Raw genomic sequence first — 15,679 nt, 5'->3', positions numbered from 1 at the left:
GCCTCACTATGAGGCAGGAGTGAACCATGGTTGACGCGAACAACCCGCTCAATATCGGCATCGTCGTCTTCCCCGGTGTCGAGGAACTAGACTTTGTTGGCCCATGGGAAGTTTTCACCATGGCCGCCAAGCTCGACGCGCCGCTGAATGCCTTCACGCTCGCCTGGCCCGAAAAGGCCTTGCGCTGCGCCAAGGGCCTGCGCATCGAGGCAGACTATGATTTTTCCGATGCTCCGCGCGCCGATCTGGTAATCGTGCCCGGCGGCCAGGGCACGCGCACCGTCATCATGGATGACGCTTTCATCAACACGCTGCGCGACTACCTCGCGGCGGCCAAATGGCAGGCGTCGGTCTGCACCGGCGCGGCCCTCTTGGGGCAGACCGGCTTTCTCGACGGCAAGCGCGCGACGACCAATCACGCCGCCATGGACTGGGTGCGCAGCATGGCCCCCAAAGCCTACTTCACGGCCGATGAGCGCTATGTGCGCCATGGCAGCGTCGTGACCAGCGGCGGCGTCTCCGCCGGCATTGACATGTCGCTGTGGTTCGTCGGCCACCTCTTCGGTCACGACCTTGCGCACGAAACGCAGCGCGCCATGGAATACTACCCCGAGCCCCCCTACGGAACGACCCGATGACCCTTCGTAACGACATCGAAATCACCCCGCAGCTGGTCGCCGACCATGGGCTCAAGGCGGATGAATATCAGAAGATTCTCGACCTGATCGGTCGCGAGCCGACCTATACCGAGCTCGGCATTTTCTCAGCGATGTGGAACGAGCACTGCTCGTACAAGAGTTCGAAGAAGTGGCTGCGCACGCTGCCAACGACAGGCCCGCGCGTCATCCAGGGTCCGGGCGAAAATGCCGGCGTTGTCGATATCGGCGATGGCCAGGCGGTCGTCTTCAAGATGGAATCGCACAACCACCCGAGCTTCATCGAGCCCTATCAGGGCGCGGCAACAGGCGTTGGCGGCATTCTGCGCGACGTTTTCACCATGGGCGCGCGTCCGGTTGCGGCGATGAACGCGCTGCGTTTTGGCGCGCCCGAGCACGAAAAGACCCGGCATCTGGTGCACGGCGTCGTAGCCGGCGTTGGCGGCTATGGCAATTCCTTCGGCGTGCCGACCGTGGCCGGCGAAGTCGAATTCGACGCGCGCTACAATGGCAATAACCTCGTCAACGCGTTCGCCGCGGGCCTCGCCGACACTGACAAGATTTTCTATTCCAAGGCCGAAGGCGTCGGCCTGCCTGTCGTCTATCTCGGCGCCAAGACCGGCCGCGATGGCGTTGGTGGCGCCACAATGGCCTCGGCCGAATTCGGCGACGATATCGAGGAAAAGCGTCCGACCGTGCAGGTTGGCGACCCCTTCACCGAAAAGCGCCTGCTCGAAGCCTGCCTTGAGCTGATGGCGACCGGCGCCGTCATTGCCATTCAGGATATGGGCGCGGCGGGCCTCACCTGCTCCGCTGTCGAAATGGGCGCCAAGGGCGACCTCGGCATCGAGCTGAATCTCGATAAGGTGCCGGTGCGCGAAGAGAACATGACGGCCTATGAAATGATGCTGTCGGAAAGCCAGGAGCGCATGCTCATGGTGCTGCACCCGGAAAAAGAGCCGGAAGCCCGTGCGGTCTTCGAAAAGTGGGAACTCGATTTTGCCACCGTCGGCAAGACTACTGACGACCTGCGGTTCCGCGTGCTCTGGCAGGGCGAGGAAGTCGCCAATCTGCCGATCAAGGATCTGGGTGACGAAGCTCCGGAATATGATCGCCCTTGGGTCGAGCCCAAAATTCCGGCGGCGCTGGCTACCGATGACGTGCCGCAGATGGACGTGGCCGAGGCGCTGCTCAAGCTTGTTGGCGGGCATCAGTGCTCGTCGCGCCGCTGGGTCTATGAGCAATATGACACGCTGATCCAGGGTAACAGCATCCAGCGCCCCGGTGGCGACGCAGGCGTGATCCGCGTGCTCGGCCACGATAAGAAGGGCCTTGCGTTTACCTCGGACGTCAATCCGCGCTATTGCGAAGCCAATCCCTATGAGGGCGGCAAGCAGGCCGTGGCTGAATGCTGGCGTAACCTGACCGCTACCGGTGCCGAACCACTGGCGGCGACCGATAACCTCAATTTCGGCAATCCCGAACGCCCCGAAATCATGGGGCAGCTGGTGAAGGCCGTGGGCGGCATTGGCGATGCGTGCCGGGCGCTCGACTTCCCGATCGTCTCGGGCAATGTCTCGCTCTACAACGAAACCAATGGCCGCGGCATTCTGCCGACCCCGACCATTGGCGGCGTTGGCCTGCTGCCCGATTGGCAGAAGAGTGTTCGGATTGGCTTCACCGCCGCGAACCAGCCGATCCTGCTCGTCGGTGGTCAGGCGCTGCGCGGTACGCACCTTGGCCAGTCGATCTATCTCCGCGATCTCTTTGATCGTCGCGATGGCGACGCGCCGCATGTGGACCTTGCGGCCGAACGCAAAACCGGCGACTTCGTGCGCAAGCTGATCCGTTCGGGCGTGGTTACGGCTTGCCACGATCTCTCGGATGGCGGCCTCGGCGTTGCCTTGGCCGAAATGGCGATTTCGGGCGGCCTTGGCGCGACTGTGGTCGATATCGAAGGCCACGATCCCCTGCTGCAATATTTCGGTGAGGACCAGGGCCGCTATCTCGTGACCCTCAATCTCGATCCGCAGGGCGCAGAGATTGCGGCGCTATGGGAAGAGGCCAAGGCGCTTGGTATCGAGGCACCATGGATCGGCACGACCGGCGGCACGGACCTTGTTCTGGGCAAAGCCAAGCCGGTTTCGGTGGCCGCGCTCACCTCCGCCCACGAAAGCTGGTTCCCCAACTATATGTCGGCGTGATTGGCCCTTAGCCGGGCAATGCCATATGATCGCCGCTCTTTGGTATCCCAAAGGGCGGCGTAGTTTTTCTGGAGCGTCTGATGAGATCGAAGCGTATTCTGGCGATCGTGGTGGGATTGGGCGCAGCGGCCATGCCAGTTGCAGCGCTTGGACAGAGCGTCAGCGTCACCCGCTCCATTTTCGCAGATCAGCCCTATACCCTGATCTATCCAGACGTCATGACCGCCAGCGGCGGCGCGGGCGAACCACTGGTCATCAACCATCCAAACGCGCCGCTGCAATGCGATCTCTCCATCGTGCCGGTGGAAGACACGCAATGGACCGCGGAGGCGGCTCTCTCGCAAATCGATGCGGCGGCAGTGACCGCTTCGTGGGCCGAAACCTTCCCGGGCTTCGCGCTTGGCCAGAGCGGCACGACGCAATATCAGGACGCCACCGCGCTCTTTTATGAAGGCACGAGCGAAAGCTCGCCCATGAATGTGCCGGTCACGCTGATGCACACCGAGACGGTCGCCTCGGGCCGCGGCTATGCGCTCGACTGCATCTACGCCACCTCCGTTGCCGAAGAGATTCGCCCGGTCGTCGATTTCATCGTGGCGAATTTCGCCACGCGTTCCGACGCGGAATGCTGTATCGGTGCCACCGCCGAAACGGAGCCAGCCCCCGCGCAATAGCACCGCCCGATATTGAAGCTGCCGCACTCGCGTGCCATATCAAGGACATGCGCCGGAAACGGCAGAAACGAGCACGGGAGACTGCACATGCCAATGGACGCCAACGAGATCGAGCGCCGCATCAAGGCTGCCCTGCCCGATGCCGAAATCGAAATTCGCGACCTTGCCGGCGACGGCGACCACTGGGCGGCCGCCGTAAAATCGGAGAGTTTCCGGGGCAAGACCCGCGTGCAGCAGCACAAGATGGTCTATGACAGCCTGCAGGGCGATATGGGCGGGGCGCTGCACGCGCTGGCCCTCCAGACCAGCGTCCCCGAATAAGCGCAATGCCGGGCCTTCGCGAGTCGCTCGACCTCATCCGCATGGTTCGGCCGGAGGCCGGCACAACCGCGCTCGACCATGAAATCGCGGCCGAGCGAGCCAGTTCGCTCGGCGCGGCAGAAGCCCGCGTCATCAACACGTTGCAGGCGCTGGCTGAAGCAGCGTCCAATCGAGAGGTCGCGCTCGACGATGCGCGCGATGCCGTGTGGTCCTATTTCGTGCAGCGCGAACTGGTCGGCTTCCGCCGGCACACAGACGTCATACAAGCACTCGCCATTCCAGGCGACGTTCTCGTGGGCCTCGGAGCCAAGCCGGCGCGACAAGCATGACGCGTGCCGTGATCTTCGATGTCGACGGCGTGCTGGTCCACGGCTATCACGCAAGGCCCGAGCTGCAGCAGCGCTGGGACGTAAACCTGCTCCAGGATCTTGGCGTCGATCCCGACAGGTTTCGGGACGAATTCGTCTACGACATCTTCATCAAGAAGGTCGTTATCGGAAAAACCGCACTGGTTGATGCGCTCGACCGGCGGCTTCCCTCCCTTGGTTACAAGGGCTCTTCCATGGCCTTTGCTCATTATTGGCTGAGCCACGACAGCCAGCTCAACACCGAACTGCTCGAAGACATCAGACGGTTGAAGGCTTCTGCCGATATTCGTCTCTTTATCGCGACCAATCAGGACCATATGCGGGCGCAATGGCTCTGGTTCACGCTGGGTCTCAACGAGATTTTCGAGGACATATTCTACTCGGCGCGCGCCGGCGTCAGGAAGCCGCAAAAGGCCTTCTTCGATTTTGCCGAGGCCCGGATGGGCAAACTGACCGAGATGCCACTTTTCTTTGATGACACCCCCGCGGTCGTTGAGGGTAGCCGCGCCTATGGTTGGGAGACGGTGCTCTATAACGACATCACAGATTTCCGGACCCACCCCTGGATCGCCGAACGCCTTGACGCCACGCAGTAACAAACATCGTCAGACGCCGATGGCTGATCTCGACAGCGCCACAGTCCTGTCCTATTTAATGTGCGAGTTCCCCCGGGCCTTGACCCCGGTTTACTGAAAGGCTCCTCCCCATGACCGATATCAACGCCTTTATCGACGACAAGGTGAAGAACAACGACGTGTTCCTCTTCATGAAGGGCACGCCTGATTTTCCGCAATGCGGCTTCTCTGGCCAGGTCGTCCAGATCCTCGGCTATCTCGGCATCGAATACGACAGCGCCAATGTGCTCGAAAGCGCCGAACTGCGCGACGGCATCAAGGCCTATTCCAACTGGCCGACCATTCCGCAGCTCTACGTGAAGGGCGAGTTCATCGGCGGTGCCGATATCACCCGCGAAATGTTCCAGTCGGGCGAGCTGCAGACGCATCTCCAGCAGGCCGGCATCGAGGTCAAGCAGAGCGCCTGATCGCTCGCTTTTCGAGAATTTGAAGGCCCCGCCCTAAACCGGCGGGGCCTTTTGCCGTTCGAGCCGAGCGACGGCGGCAAGCATGCGCGGATGCGTGACAAGGCCAGCCAGAGCCCAGTTGTTGATCAACCACGACGGACTGCCGTGCCAGCGGTCGTCAACCAGGCGATCAACAGCATCAAGCGCAAGGTCCGTTTCACCCGCACACGCAAACGCGCAGGCCGCGTGAAATCCGAGCCAGCCGATCTCGTCCCGTCCGGCGAGGAAGTGCTGGGCCAGGTCGAGCCACTCGCCCTCTGTCAGATCGCCCTGGTTTTCGGCCGGCAGCGATGCGCTGTAGGCGAGGGTCGATTTAGGGTCTCCCGCGCCCATGCTCCTGGCAAGCGCGATCGATCCAGCATTGGATGCGTGGCAGTGCCAACCCATATGGGCAATTCCGGCAGCGCCTGCAGCACGAAGAGTGGCACCGAGGGCGTGGCTGGCTAGCCCGCGACGGCGATGATCGGCATGCGTCCAGACGCCGATTTCGGCCCGACTTCCCGAAATGACATCGGGCAGGCAGCGCGAGACTTCCTGTTCGCCGAAATAGATCCGATGGCCGAAATCGTCTGCCTCCTGAACCACGGCGTAGCCAGATGGCAGGGCCTGCGGCGGCGACGCATCGAGCGGCAGCGAAAACACCAGTCTTGAATGCCGGAGCATATAGGCATTCGGCAGAGCCGTTTGTGGTGGCTCACCGCCCGCGACATGGAGATACACCCAGTCATCGAGGTGATCGGCCAAGGCCTCTGCGGCATCGGGCGACAACGCGCCCTCAGAGAGCAGATATGTGCCTTCAGGCCCCTCGACTACGCAAAGAGTTGGATGCTCCTCATCATCGACGTGAATCTCGCCCTCGGCAGCTCCTTCGATGACTGCCGCAACGCTCAGGTGAATTTCGCCGGCTGCGGCCCCGAGGTTTTTGACGCGCTGGTAGTCTTTCGGATCAAGTTCGAAAAGGTTCATGCAATTTGTTCCCATCCCCCGCCGCCAGCGTCAACCCATCACTCGAACTGATGGAGCCCATTCGAGAATATCACTTTGCGTGATGACGGCCCGGGCGTACTAAAAGGGGCTATCGTCCGGATGCTCCCCATGAATACTTCCGCCCTTCGCCCCGCCGTGCCGCTGCTCGTGTTGATCATCGCCGGCTGCGTCATCGCCGCTATCGGCAATGGCGTCCGCACCAGCTTTGGCCTTTTCACCCTGCCGATGACAGGTGACCTGGGGCTCAGCCGCGAAGGTTGGGGCATGGCCATGGCGATCCAGAATCTCGCCTGGGGCATTGCTCAACCCTTCGCCGGCGCCTACGCGGACCGTGTGGGTACAGGCCGGACGATTGCCGTGGGCGCAGCCATCTACGCGCTGGGCGTTTTCACCATGGCATTTTCGCCCGATGCCGGCTGGCTCACCCTGACGGCTGGCGTCGTTACGGGCGTTGGCATTGCCATCTGTTCGTTCTCCGTGGTCATGGCCGCCTTTGGGCGGTCGGTGCCGGCCGAAAAGCGCTCGCTGATCTTTGGCGTCGCCACCGCGGCGTCTTCGTTCGGCCAGTTCGCCTTTGCGCCGATCAGCCAGGGCTTTATCAACGCCTTCGGCTGGCAGTCGGCTTTGATCTATCTTGGAATGGCGCTGTTGCTGATCATTCCGCTCAGCTACGCCCTGCGCGGTCGCACGGAAAACCCTGTCGGCCACGCTGACCTGCCTTTCATGGAGGCATTGGCAAAGGCCTGGGGCCATGGGTCATATCGACTGCTGGTCATCGGCTTTTTTGTGTGTGGCTTTCACCTGGCCTTCATCAACGTGCACCTGCCTGCGTATCTGGTGCTCTGCGGGATGTCTCCCGAAGTCGGGTCCTGGGCAATCGCGATCATTGGCCTGTTCAACATCGCGGGGTCTTTGCTGGCCGGCTACCTCGGTTCTCGCCTGCCCAAGCAAATGCTGCTGGCGTCTATCTACTTTCTGCGAGCCATCGCTATCGCAGCGTTTGTCTTTACGGAGCCCAACCCCACGACGACTTACATTTTTGGCGCTGCCATGGGCCTCCTATGGCTCTCCACGGTACCGTTGACCGCCGGTCTGGTGAGTTTGTTCTTCGGCGCCCGCTATTTGGGCATGCTTTACGGCATCGCCTTTTTCAGCCACCAGGTCGGCTCCTTTGTCGGCGTGTGGCTCGGCGGGTTCGTTTTTGATGCGACGGGAGACTATAGTCTTGTCTGGTATCTGGGCATTGCGCTCGGCCTTGCCTCGGCCGCGCTCCATATTCCTATCAATGAGCGCAGCGTTCCGAATTTTTCTCTCAAAGCGGCCTGAGGATAAATTTCCAATTATCGGCATTTGCCGATAGAGACTTGCCAATGCGGCCGGACAGGTTCATGGTCCGGCCGTAATTCTGCCGCCCCTTCCCCCTGGGCGCCCTTATACTGAGCAATAATCATGTCAGACCATTTCACTCGGGTGCTTTCGCGCCCCGAATTCATTGCCCTAATGGCGGCGCTGATGGCGCTCAATGCCCTTGCCATCGACGTCATGCTGCCGGCCCTGCCCTATATGGGCGAGGCTCTGGGTATCGCTAACGAGAACGAACGTCAGTTCGTCGTCTCCTCCTATATGCTGGGCATGGGCATTGCCGTGCTCGGATTCGGCCCGCTGACGGACCGTTTTGGCCGCCGCGCGCCGCTTCTCGCAGGTGTCGGGGTCTATGTGGTCGCAACGGTGCTCGCCGCCTTTGCCCCCAATTTCGAAACGCTCCTTCTTCTGCGCTTTATCCAGGGCATGGGCGCTGCCAGCGTACGCGTTATCGCCACCGCCGTGGTGCGTGACCGGTATTCTGGCCGCGAAATGGCCGAAGTCATGTCGCTGACCTTCATGGTTTTCATGGCCGTGCCGATTATCGCGCCGGGCATTGGCCAGGTCCTGCTGTTGACGGGGCCATGGCAGACCATTTTCATCTTCATGGGTGTGCTGGCCCTGGCGCTCTGGCTCTGGACCTACTATCGCCTGCCCGAAACGCTTCCGGTCGACCAGCGCCGGCCCCTGAGCTTCACAGGTATCATCGAGAGCTTCCGCATCGTCTGCACCAATCGCGTGGCATTCTTCTACGGCCTCGCCGGCATGTTCCTCTTCGGCGCTCTCTTTGGGTTCATCACCTCGTCCCAGCAGATCTACGTCGATATCTATGGGCTCGGCGTCTATTTCCCCGTGGCCTTCGCCGCCATGGCGGGTCTGATGGCCGTGTCGTCGTTCACCAATTCGCGCGTAGTTCGCCGGCTTGGCATGCGTCGCCTGTCGCATGGCGCCATTCTGGTCTTCACCATCGGTTCCGGCATCTGGCTGGCCCTGGCGCTGATGGGCTTCATGCCGCTTTGGCTGTTCTTCAGCCTGCTCGCGATCATCATGTTCTCGTTCGGCTGGGCCTCGTCGAACATGAATTCGCTTTCGATGGAGCCGCTGGGCAAGGTCGCCGGCACGGCCGCCTCGGTCTTCGGCTTCATCCAGACCGTCGGCGGCGCGCTGATCGGCGGCTATACCGGCCAGCACTTCGATGGCACCACGGTGCCGGCCGCGTCGGGCTATCTGGCCATGGGCGCGCTCGCACTGATCTGCATTCTCATTGCCGAAAAAGGCCGGCTCTTTGGGGTCGGTGAGCAATATGCGCACCCAAGCAGCGAACCCGTGATGGACGCGCACTGAGTTTGGAGCCACCCGGTCCGCCGGGTGGCTTTTTTGTTGAGCTAATCCGTCGGATTGGCCGTTGGTATTTCCAGCTGGCTACGGTCGGAATAGACGTGATCCACGAGACCCCAGGCCCTTGCGTCTTCCGGGGCCATGTAACGATCACGCTCAAGGGCCGCCTCGACCTCTTCGTAGCTCCGTCCGCAATGTTTCGCATAAATGTTGTTGGTCAGCCGCTTGAGCCGGAGGCTCTCTTCGGCATGGATCATGATGTCCGTGACCTTGCCCTGATAGCCACCCGACGGCTGGTGCAGCATGATTGATGTGCTTGGAAGACTGGCTCGATGGCCCGCTTCACCCGCGGCGAGGATCAGTGTCGCGGCAGACGCGGCCATGCCCATGCAGAGTGTTCCGACCGGCGCCTTGATGAATTGCATCGTGTCATACATCGAAAGCGCCGAGGTCACGACGCCACCGGGCGAGTTGATGTACATGTAGATCGGTTTGGTCGGCGCCTCTGCTTCGAGGAAAAGCAACTGGGCGCAGACAAGCGAAGCCATGGTGTCCTCGACCTCGCCATTGACGAAAATGACCCGCTCCCGCAGGAGCCGGGAATAAATATCGAAGGATCGTTCGCCGCGGCTCGATTGTTCCACGACCATAGGGACGAGTTGCATCATGTCGCGCATAGGCGACCTCCGTTCTGTTGGAATTTTGGAATTGTTCGGCGGGGCGCGGGCCTCAGGCGGCCAGCATCATGACCGGTTCGTTGCTATTAGCTGGAGCTGGCAGAGCCATCGGCGCATGCGTCAGCCGAAACCAGGTGCCGCCATCTTCGCGCGGCGAAATCTCGAAGGTGACGAGGCTTTCTTCGGGCGACTCGCCTGGCTCGCGCCAGCGATAGGTCAGGCTCCGATTCTCGTCCGCCGCGACAACGGAAATTTCCGCGTCGGCCGGCGGCTGTAGCCAGCGTTCGAGATATTCGGGAATGGAAAGCGCGCGCCACACCTTTTCAGGCGGTGCATCGAGCGCGGTTTCGAACACCAGCGTATCGGCCTCGTCCTTCATTGATCCATCTCCCTGAGCAGGTCCTTCAAACTATCGATACGGCTCGGCCAGAAGTCGCGGTAGCGCGCCAGCCAGCCGTGCAGAGGCGCAAAGCCACTGGCATCGACGCGGTAATGCGCGAACCGCCCCTCGCGGCGCTCGCTGATCAATCCCGCGCCCTTGAGCACGGCGATATGCTGCGACAGTGCGGGCTGCGAAATGGCAAAGCCTTCGCGCAGGTCGGTTGCCGTCAACTCGTCACCCGACAGCCGCTCGAGAATCGCGCGGCGCGTCGGATCGGCCAGGACTTTGAAAATCTCTGCTTCGTTCATGCACATACATAAGCACGGACTTATGAGTCGTGACAAGAGGGTTGCGGGCGGCGGGACTGACGTTAGGCTGGGTGCACCTTCCTTCCGGATTCTCCCATGACTGGTCGCACCTATCTCGCTATTCCCGGCCCTTCGGTCGTTCCTGAACGTGTGCTCAACGCCATGCATCGCGCCTCGCCCAATATCTATGAGGGCGAGGTGGTCGAGATGATGGACACGCTGATGGCCGACCTGCGCCGGGTGGCGCTAACGCGGCACAATGCGGCCATCTATATCGCCAATGGCCATGGCGCCTGGGAGGCAGCCAATGCCAACCTCTTTTCGCGCGGCGACAAGGCCCTGCAGGTGGCAACGGGCACGTTCGGTTGGGGCTGGGCTGGTTCCGCCCAGCGCATGGGCGTGGACGTGGAAGTGCTCGACTGCGGCAAATCCGGCGCTGCTGACCCCGCGCTCGTGGCGCAGCGGCTCCGTGACGACAAGGAGCATAGCATCAAGGTGCTGATGGTGACCCACGTCGATACGGCCTCATCCGCAAAGAACGATGTGCCCGCCATGCGCAAGGCGCTGGACGACGCGGACCACCCTGCCCTCCTGGCCGTTGACGCCGTCGCCAGCCTTGGTTGCGACGAGCTGCGCATGGACGAATGGGGCATCGATCTCCTGGTCGGCGCCAGCCAGAAGGGTCTGATGATGCCGCCGGGGATGGCCTTCCTGTGGTTCTCGGACAAGGCGCGGCAGCGCTGCGCCACGGGTGACCTCAAGACGCCTTACTGGGATTGGGAGCCGCGCACCGCCGGCGCCGAATTCTGGCTTTATTTCGGTGGCACCGCGCCGACGCATCACCTCTTCGGCATGCGCGAGGCGCTGACGATGATTCTGGACGAGGAAGGCCTCGAAAAGGTCTGGACCCGGCACGCGCGCCTCGCCCGCTCGGTTTGGACCGCCATGGACACCTGGAGCGCCGGCAATGCCGATATCGGGCTTAACATTGCCGTGCCAAACGCGCGCGGCCACTCGGTGACCGCCGCGCGCCTCGCAAATGGCGGCGCCAAGCGGCTCCGGATCTGGTTGGAGACCGAGGCAGGCGTGACACTTGGCGTTGGCCTTGGCATGGCCATGTCGCACGAGCCCGCCTATGGCGACTTCTTCCGTATCGGCCATATGGGACATGTGAATGCCCATATGGTCCTTGGTGTGTTGGCGAGTATCGAGGCCGGTTTGACGGCGCTCGACATCCCTCATGGCGCCGGAGCGGTCGAAGCCGCGGCGAAGACTTTTGGAAAGGCCTAGACGGCAAAAACCTCGCGCCGCAGTTCGTCCCAATTCTCCTTGTTCGGAGCTATGAGCAGCCCGCCATCGATGTGGCTTGCCTTGTATTCCGAACCATCGAAGCGGGCGACATGGGCACCGGCCTCGCGCATCATCAGTGCCCCGGCGACGTGATCCCAGGGCATGAGCTTGTTATACATCAGGAAATGCGCGTGGCCGCCGGCGGCCATGCGGTATTCGTGGCCAGCGCAACGATAGTTGGCGAACATTTTCACCTTGGCGAGATTGCCCAGAACCTTGCTGCGAACTTCAGTGGGCAAATAAGAAACAGAGGCGAGACCGCCCATTTCGGCAAGCGCCGTTGGCTCCGCAAATTTCTGGCGCACGCGGCGGCCGTCGGGAAAAACCTGCCAGGTGCCGCAGCCACGTTCCGTCATCAGGAAATCGTCGCCCATCGGATCGTAGATGACGCCGGCAACCGTCTCGCCATTTTCGACCACCGCCGCCATGACCGCAAAGAGCGGCAGACCGGAGGCGAAATTATAGGTGCCATCCACCGGATCGACATAGATCACGGTGCGATCTTCGAACTGAACGTTGAGCAGGTTCGGATTGGCCGAGACGGCCTCTTCGCCGATCACGACCGTATTGGGCGAATGAGCTGATATCGCAGCGGTAATGGCGCGTTCGGCGCTTTCGTCGGCTTCGGTCACGAGATCGAAGGCATTGGCTTTCGAGCGCACCATGCCGTCATCGAGCCGGCGGAAGCGCGGCACGATTTCGTCCTTGGCGGCCTGACGGAGAATGGCGGCCAAGCGTTCGATATTCATACGTCTGCTTCCTTTTGGTTCAGTGTCAGGCCCGCAAAATCGAAAAGTTTCGGGTCGAGCATATGGCTGGCATTGATGTTGCCGAGCGCGCGGATCATGACGTCCTTGCGACCGGGCATGCGCTTTTCGATATCGGTGAGCATGGCCTTCATCGCATTGCGCTCGAGGCCATCCTGCGAGCCGCAGAGGTCGCACGGAATGATCGGAAACTGCATGGCATCGGAGAATTTCTGCAGGTCTTCCTCGGCGCAGTAGATCAGCGGCCGTAGCACCGCGAGATCGCCTTCGTCATTGACCAGCTTTGCCGGCATGGCCGCCAGCTTGCCGCCGTGGAACATGTTCATGAAGAAGGTTTCGAGGCTGTCGTCGCGATGATGGCCGAGCACCAAGGCGGTGCAGCCCTCTTCGCGGGCGATGCGATAGAGATTGCCGCGGCGGAGGCGCGAGCAGAGCGAACAATAGGTCGCGCCGGCCGGCAGCTTGTCGGTCACGATCGAATAGGTGTCCTGATATTCGATGCGGTGCTCTATGCCGAGGCCGGTGAGAAATTCAGGCAGGATGTGTTTTGGAAAATTCGGCTGGCCCTGATCGAGATTGCAGGCGAGCAGTTCCACCGGCAGCAGGCCACGCCATTTGAGGTCCAGCAGCAGCGCCAGGAGGCCATAGCTATCCTTGCCGCCAGAGAGCGCGACCAGCCACTTCTCGCCCGGACGCACCATGGCGAACTTTTCGAGGGCCTCGCGCGTATTGCGGATCAGGCGCTTGCGCAGCTTGTTGAATTCGACCGAACGGGGCGCATTCGCGTAGATCGGGTGTGCGCCGACAACGCTGTCATCATCCGGCGTGGCGGGGGCTTCCATCACCGCGGTCATGGCGAAACTTTCTCTGAAATCTTTCCGTAGCTGATAACGCCTCATGGCCGCGAGGGGAAGCGAAAGCGACCAAGGCCAACCTTACCAAACCTTAACTTCGCGTCCTTGTTTTACGCCTATTGCCACAGTTAGATGACACATCTTCCTGGCACCCTGGAGTCTCCCGGTGTTTCGCTCCTTTTTCCCCGAGCCCAAGCTCTTCTTTACATCCGCCCTGGCCTGGACGGCGCTCGCCATGGCCATCTGGTTCGTGGCCGGACCAACGCTGGCAAACCTCATCAGCCTCGGCCCGATCCTGGGTCAGGTCCCTACCGAGGCCAATCCGGACGTGTTCCTTACGCCCGACAAGGTCTGGCTCTACCAATACGTGCTTATGGCGGGATATCTGTTCTGCATCCCCTGGTACTGGATCGGCAATAATCGTCGCTGGTATTGGTGGTCGGTCGTAGGCTCGGTCACGATCATCGAAGTCGTGTTCTTCGACGTGCAGATCGGCGCCTGGATGAACGCCTGGTACGGCGACTTCTTCAATATGATCCAGGGCGCGTTGACCGCACCCGGTACCATTACGCTAGACCAGATCTACGGCGAACTCTGGACCGTGCTCTACGTGCTCCTGCCCCGCATCGCGGTGTTAGTGCTCAATGCCTTCTTCATTGCGCACTACCTCTTCCGCTGGCGCCGGGCCATGACCTTCTTCTACATGAGCCACTGGCCGAGGCTCCGCGGCGTCGAAGGCGCCTCCCAGCGCGTTCAGGAAGACACCCAGCGCTTTGCCAATATCGTCGAAGGCCTCGCCGTTTCGCTGGTCGGGTCGGTCATGACCCTGCTGGTTTTCCTGCCGCTGCTGTGGGAGCTGTCGCAGCACATCACTGAACTGCCGATCGTCGGGCAGGTGAATGGCAGCCTCGTCTGGGTCGCGCTGATTTCCGCCGCCGCGGGCACGGTGCTGCTCGGTCTTGTCGGTATCAAGCTGCCGGGGCTCGAATTCCAGAACCAGCGCGTCGAGGCGGCACTCCGCAAGGAGCTGGTTTACGGTGAAGACCATCATGAGCGGGCCCGACCGCTCGACACCAAGGAATTCTTCCTCGGCGTGCAGCGGAATTACTTCCGGCTCTATGGGCACTACCTCTATTTCAACGTGGCCCGCTACGTTTACCTGCAGGGCGCCAATTTCGTGCCGCTGATCGCCATGGCTCCATCCATCGCGGCCGGGGCCCTGACATTCGGCCTCTTCCAGCAGGTGAGCAACGCTTTCAGCCAGGTGGAGGATTCGTTCCGGTTCCTCGCTAACTCGTGGACCACGATCATTTCGCTGATCTCGGTCTATAAGCGCCTGCGGACCTTTGAAGCCAATATCCCGCCGGACGCCATTTCGGGCGTCGACTATGACGATCCGCGCTATCTGGCAACAGATGCCGAATTCGCTCCGCTGCCGACAGACAACGACGGCGGCAAGGAAGGCGTACCGGCAGGACTTTAGAACAATGTCGTCGCCGCCTGGAAAACCGGGCGGCGATGGCGGTCTTCTGCTCTGCTAATGCCAAACAAAAAAGGCCGCCCCGAGGGGCGGCCTTTCAATTTCAAATCCGTCTCGCTTAACGCGAATAGAATTCGACGACGAGGTTCGGTTCCATCTGGACCGGGTACGGCACGTCCGACAGAGCGGGCACGCGGGCGTAGGTGGCGGTCAACTTGTTATGGTCGACTTCCACGTAATCCGGCACGTCGCGTTCGGCGAGCTGGACGGCTTCGAGAACGACGGTGAGCTGCTTGGAGCGTTCACGCACTTCAATCTTGTCGCCGACCTTGACCTGATAGGACGGAATGTTCACGCGCTTGCCGTTGACGAGAACGTGGCCATGGGACACGAACTGACGGGCGGCGAAGACGGTGGCAACGAACTTTGCACGGTAGACGATGGCGTCCAGGCGGCTTTCGAGCAGACCGATCAGGTTTTCGCCAGTGTCGCCCTTACGGCGGTTGGCTTCGTCATAAAGACGACGGAAACCCTTTTCGGTGATCGAGCCATAGTAGCCCTTCAGCTTCTGCTTGGCGCGCAGCTGCAGACCGTAGTCCGAGAGCTTGCCCTTACGACGCTGACCGTGCTGGCCGGGGCCATAGGCACGTGCGTTGAGAGGGGACTTCGGACGGCCCCAGATGTTCTCGCCAAGACGGCGGTCAATCTTGTACTTTACAGAATGACGCTTCGACATCGCGTATCCCTTTCTTTGTTAGAATGGATCGCGCCCTCCTTTGCCCTTGTCGCCAAGAGCCGACAGATTCCTAAAAATTCAGGAGATCCCGGGTGCGCCTATAGACCCGAAGGCCGGATAGGTGGCCGCTTGAT

Annotated in this window: 18 protein-coding genes; 11 read left to right on the top strand and 7 right to left on the bottom strand. The window is 61.3% G+C overall.

The features are described 5' to 3' along the window. Positions 1-26 precede the first annotated feature (26 nt). From ASD83_RS01895 to grxD, 7 genes are all read left to right on the top strand, one after another. On the top strand, positions 27-638 hold the full coding sequence (locus ASD83_RS01895) for a DJ-1/PfpI family protein (RefSeq protein ID WP_056307419.1): 612 nt from the start codon (positions 27-29) through the stop codon (positions 636-638). Then, positions 635-2,860 (top strand): phosphoribosylformylglycinamidine synthase subunit PurL, encoded by a 2,226-nt coding sequence (gene purL / locus ASD83_RS01890; protein WP_056307417.1) that lies wholly within the window; start codon positions 635-637, stop codon positions 2,858-2,860. Before ASD83_RS01895 ends, purL begins: the two co-directional genes overlap by 4 nt. 80 nt (positions 2,861-2,940) lie before the next feature. Further along, positions 2,941-3,534 (top strand): hypothetical protein, encoded by a 594-nt coding sequence (locus ASD83_RS01885; protein ID WP_056307415.1) that lies wholly within the window; start codon positions 2,941-2,943, stop codon positions 3,532-3,534. 87 nt (positions 3,535-3,621) lie between these two features. Next, positions 3,622-3,855 (top strand): BolA/IbaG family iron-sulfur metabolism protein, encoded by a 234-nt coding sequence (locus ASD83_RS01880; protein ID WP_056307412.1) that lies wholly within the window; start codon positions 3,622-3,624, stop codon positions 3,853-3,855. A gap of 5 nt (positions 3,856-3,860) precedes the next feature. Further along, positions 3,861-4,184: a DUF6665 family protein gene (locus tag ASD83_RS01875; RefSeq protein ID WP_244489080.1), complete on the top strand. Its 324-nt coding sequence runs from the start codon at positions 3,861-3,863 to the stop codon at positions 4,182-4,184. Further along, complete coding sequence (locus ASD83_RS01870; RefSeq protein ID WP_056307410.1) at positions 4,181-4,819, top strand: HAD family hydrolase; 639 nt, start codon at positions 4,181-4,183, stop codon at positions 4,817-4,819. Before ASD83_RS01875 ends, ASD83_RS01870 begins: the two co-directional genes overlap by 4 nt. A gap of 110 nt (positions 4,820-4,929) precedes the next feature. Beyond that, positions 4,930-5,265: a Grx4 family monothiol glutaredoxin gene (gene grxD / locus ASD83_RS01865; protein WP_056307408.1), complete on the top strand. Its 336-nt coding sequence runs from the start codon at positions 4,930-4,932 to the stop codon at positions 5,263-5,265. A 33-nt stretch (positions 5,266-5,298) separates the two neighbouring features. Here grxD and ASD83_RS01860 read toward each other — a convergent pair whose 3' ends face one another. Continuing rightward, positions 5,299-6,270, bottom strand: coding sequence for a GNAT family N-acetyltransferase (locus tag ASD83_RS01860; protein ID WP_056307406.1), 972 nt, complete (start codon positions 6,268-6,270; stop codon positions 5,299-5,301). A 129-nt stretch (positions 6,271-6,399) separates the two neighbouring features. Between ASD83_RS01860 and ASD83_RS01855 the strand changes: the two genes are divergently transcribed. After that, positions 6,400-7,617, top strand: a complete 1,218-nt coding sequence (locus tag ASD83_RS01855) for an MFS transporter (protein ID WP_244489079.1) — start codon at positions 6,400-6,402, stop codon at positions 7,615-7,617. 123 nt (positions 7,618-7,740) lie between these two features. After that, complete coding sequence (locus ASD83_RS01850) at positions 7,741-8,997, top strand: multidrug effflux MFS transporter (RefSeq protein WP_056307402.1); 1,257 nt, start codon at positions 7,741-7,743, stop codon at positions 8,995-8,997. Between the two features lie 41 nt (positions 8,998-9,038). On the opposite strand, the gene ASD83_RS01845 is transcribed toward ASD83_RS01850, so the two are convergent. Genes ASD83_RS01845 through ASD83_RS01835 form a run of 3 tightly spaced genes read right to left on the bottom strand, consistent with a single transcriptional unit; the run spans position 9,039 to position 10,358 of the window. Then, complete coding sequence (locus ASD83_RS01845; RefSeq protein WP_056307400.1) at positions 9,039-9,668, bottom strand: ATP-dependent Clp protease proteolytic subunit; 630 nt, start codon at positions 9,666-9,668, stop codon at positions 9,039-9,041. Between the two features lie 52 nt (positions 9,669-9,720). Continuing rightward, positions 9,721-10,047 (bottom strand): SRPBCC family protein, encoded by a 327-nt coding sequence (locus tag ASD83_RS01840; RefSeq protein ID WP_056307398.1) that lies wholly within the window; start codon positions 10,045-10,047, stop codon positions 9,721-9,723. After that, positions 10,044-10,358: an ArsR/SmtB family transcription factor gene (locus ASD83_RS01835; RefSeq protein WP_056307396.1), complete on the bottom strand. Its 315-nt coding sequence runs from the start codon at positions 10,356-10,358 to the stop codon at positions 10,044-10,046. Before ASD83_RS01835 ends, ASD83_RS01840 begins: the two co-directional genes overlap by 4 nt. Before the next feature lie 96 nt (positions 10,359-10,454). Here ASD83_RS01835 and ASD83_RS01830 point away from each other — a divergent pair, with 96 nt between their 5' ends. After that, entirely contained in the window at positions 10,455-11,648 is a 1,194-nt protein-coding gene (locus ASD83_RS01830; RefSeq protein WP_056307394.1) for a pyridoxal-phosphate-dependent aminotransferase family protein, read from the top strand. Here ASD83_RS01830 and ASD83_RS01825 read toward each other — a convergent pair. Together ASD83_RS01825 and ttcA are read right to left on the bottom strand one after the other, a co-directional pair. Then, complete coding sequence (locus ASD83_RS01825; protein ID WP_056307392.1) at positions 11,645-12,457, bottom strand: inositol monophosphatase family protein; 813 nt, start codon at positions 12,455-12,457, stop codon at positions 11,645-11,647. The two genes, ASD83_RS01830 and ASD83_RS01825, sit on opposite strands and share 4 nt — an antisense overlap. Further along, positions 12,454-13,317 (bottom strand): tRNA 2-thiocytidine(32) synthetase TtcA, encoded by an 864-nt coding sequence (gene ttcA / locus ASD83_RS01820; RefSeq protein WP_162249139.1) that lies wholly within the window; start codon positions 13,315-13,317, stop codon positions 12,454-12,456. Before ttcA ends, ASD83_RS01825 begins: the two co-directional genes overlap by 4 nt. Positions 13,318-13,495: 178 nt before the next feature. Here ttcA and sbmA point away from each other — a divergent pair, with 178 nt between their 5' ends. After that, positions 13,496-14,812: a peptide antibiotic transporter SbmA gene (sbmA, locus tag ASD83_RS01815; protein ID WP_056307388.1), complete on the top strand. Its 1,317-nt coding sequence runs from the start codon at positions 13,496-13,498 to the stop codon at positions 14,810-14,812. 115 nt (positions 14,813-14,927) lie between these two features. Here sbmA and rpsD read toward each other — a convergent pair whose 3' ends face one another. Then, complete coding sequence (gene rpsD, locus ASD83_RS01810; RefSeq protein WP_056307386.1) at positions 14,928-15,545, bottom strand: 30S ribosomal protein S4; 618 nt, start codon at positions 15,543-15,545, stop codon at positions 14,928-14,930. Positions 15,546-15,679 lie beyond the last annotated feature (134 nt).

The sequence above is a fragment of the Devosia sp. Root685 genome (assembly GCF_001427875.1).
Lineage (GTDB): Bacteria > Pseudomonadota > Alphaproteobacteria > Rhizobiales > Devosiaceae > Devosia.
The sequence above is the reverse complement of the archived record's forward strand: the minus strand, read 5'-3'. Positions and strand labels throughout refer to the sequence as shown.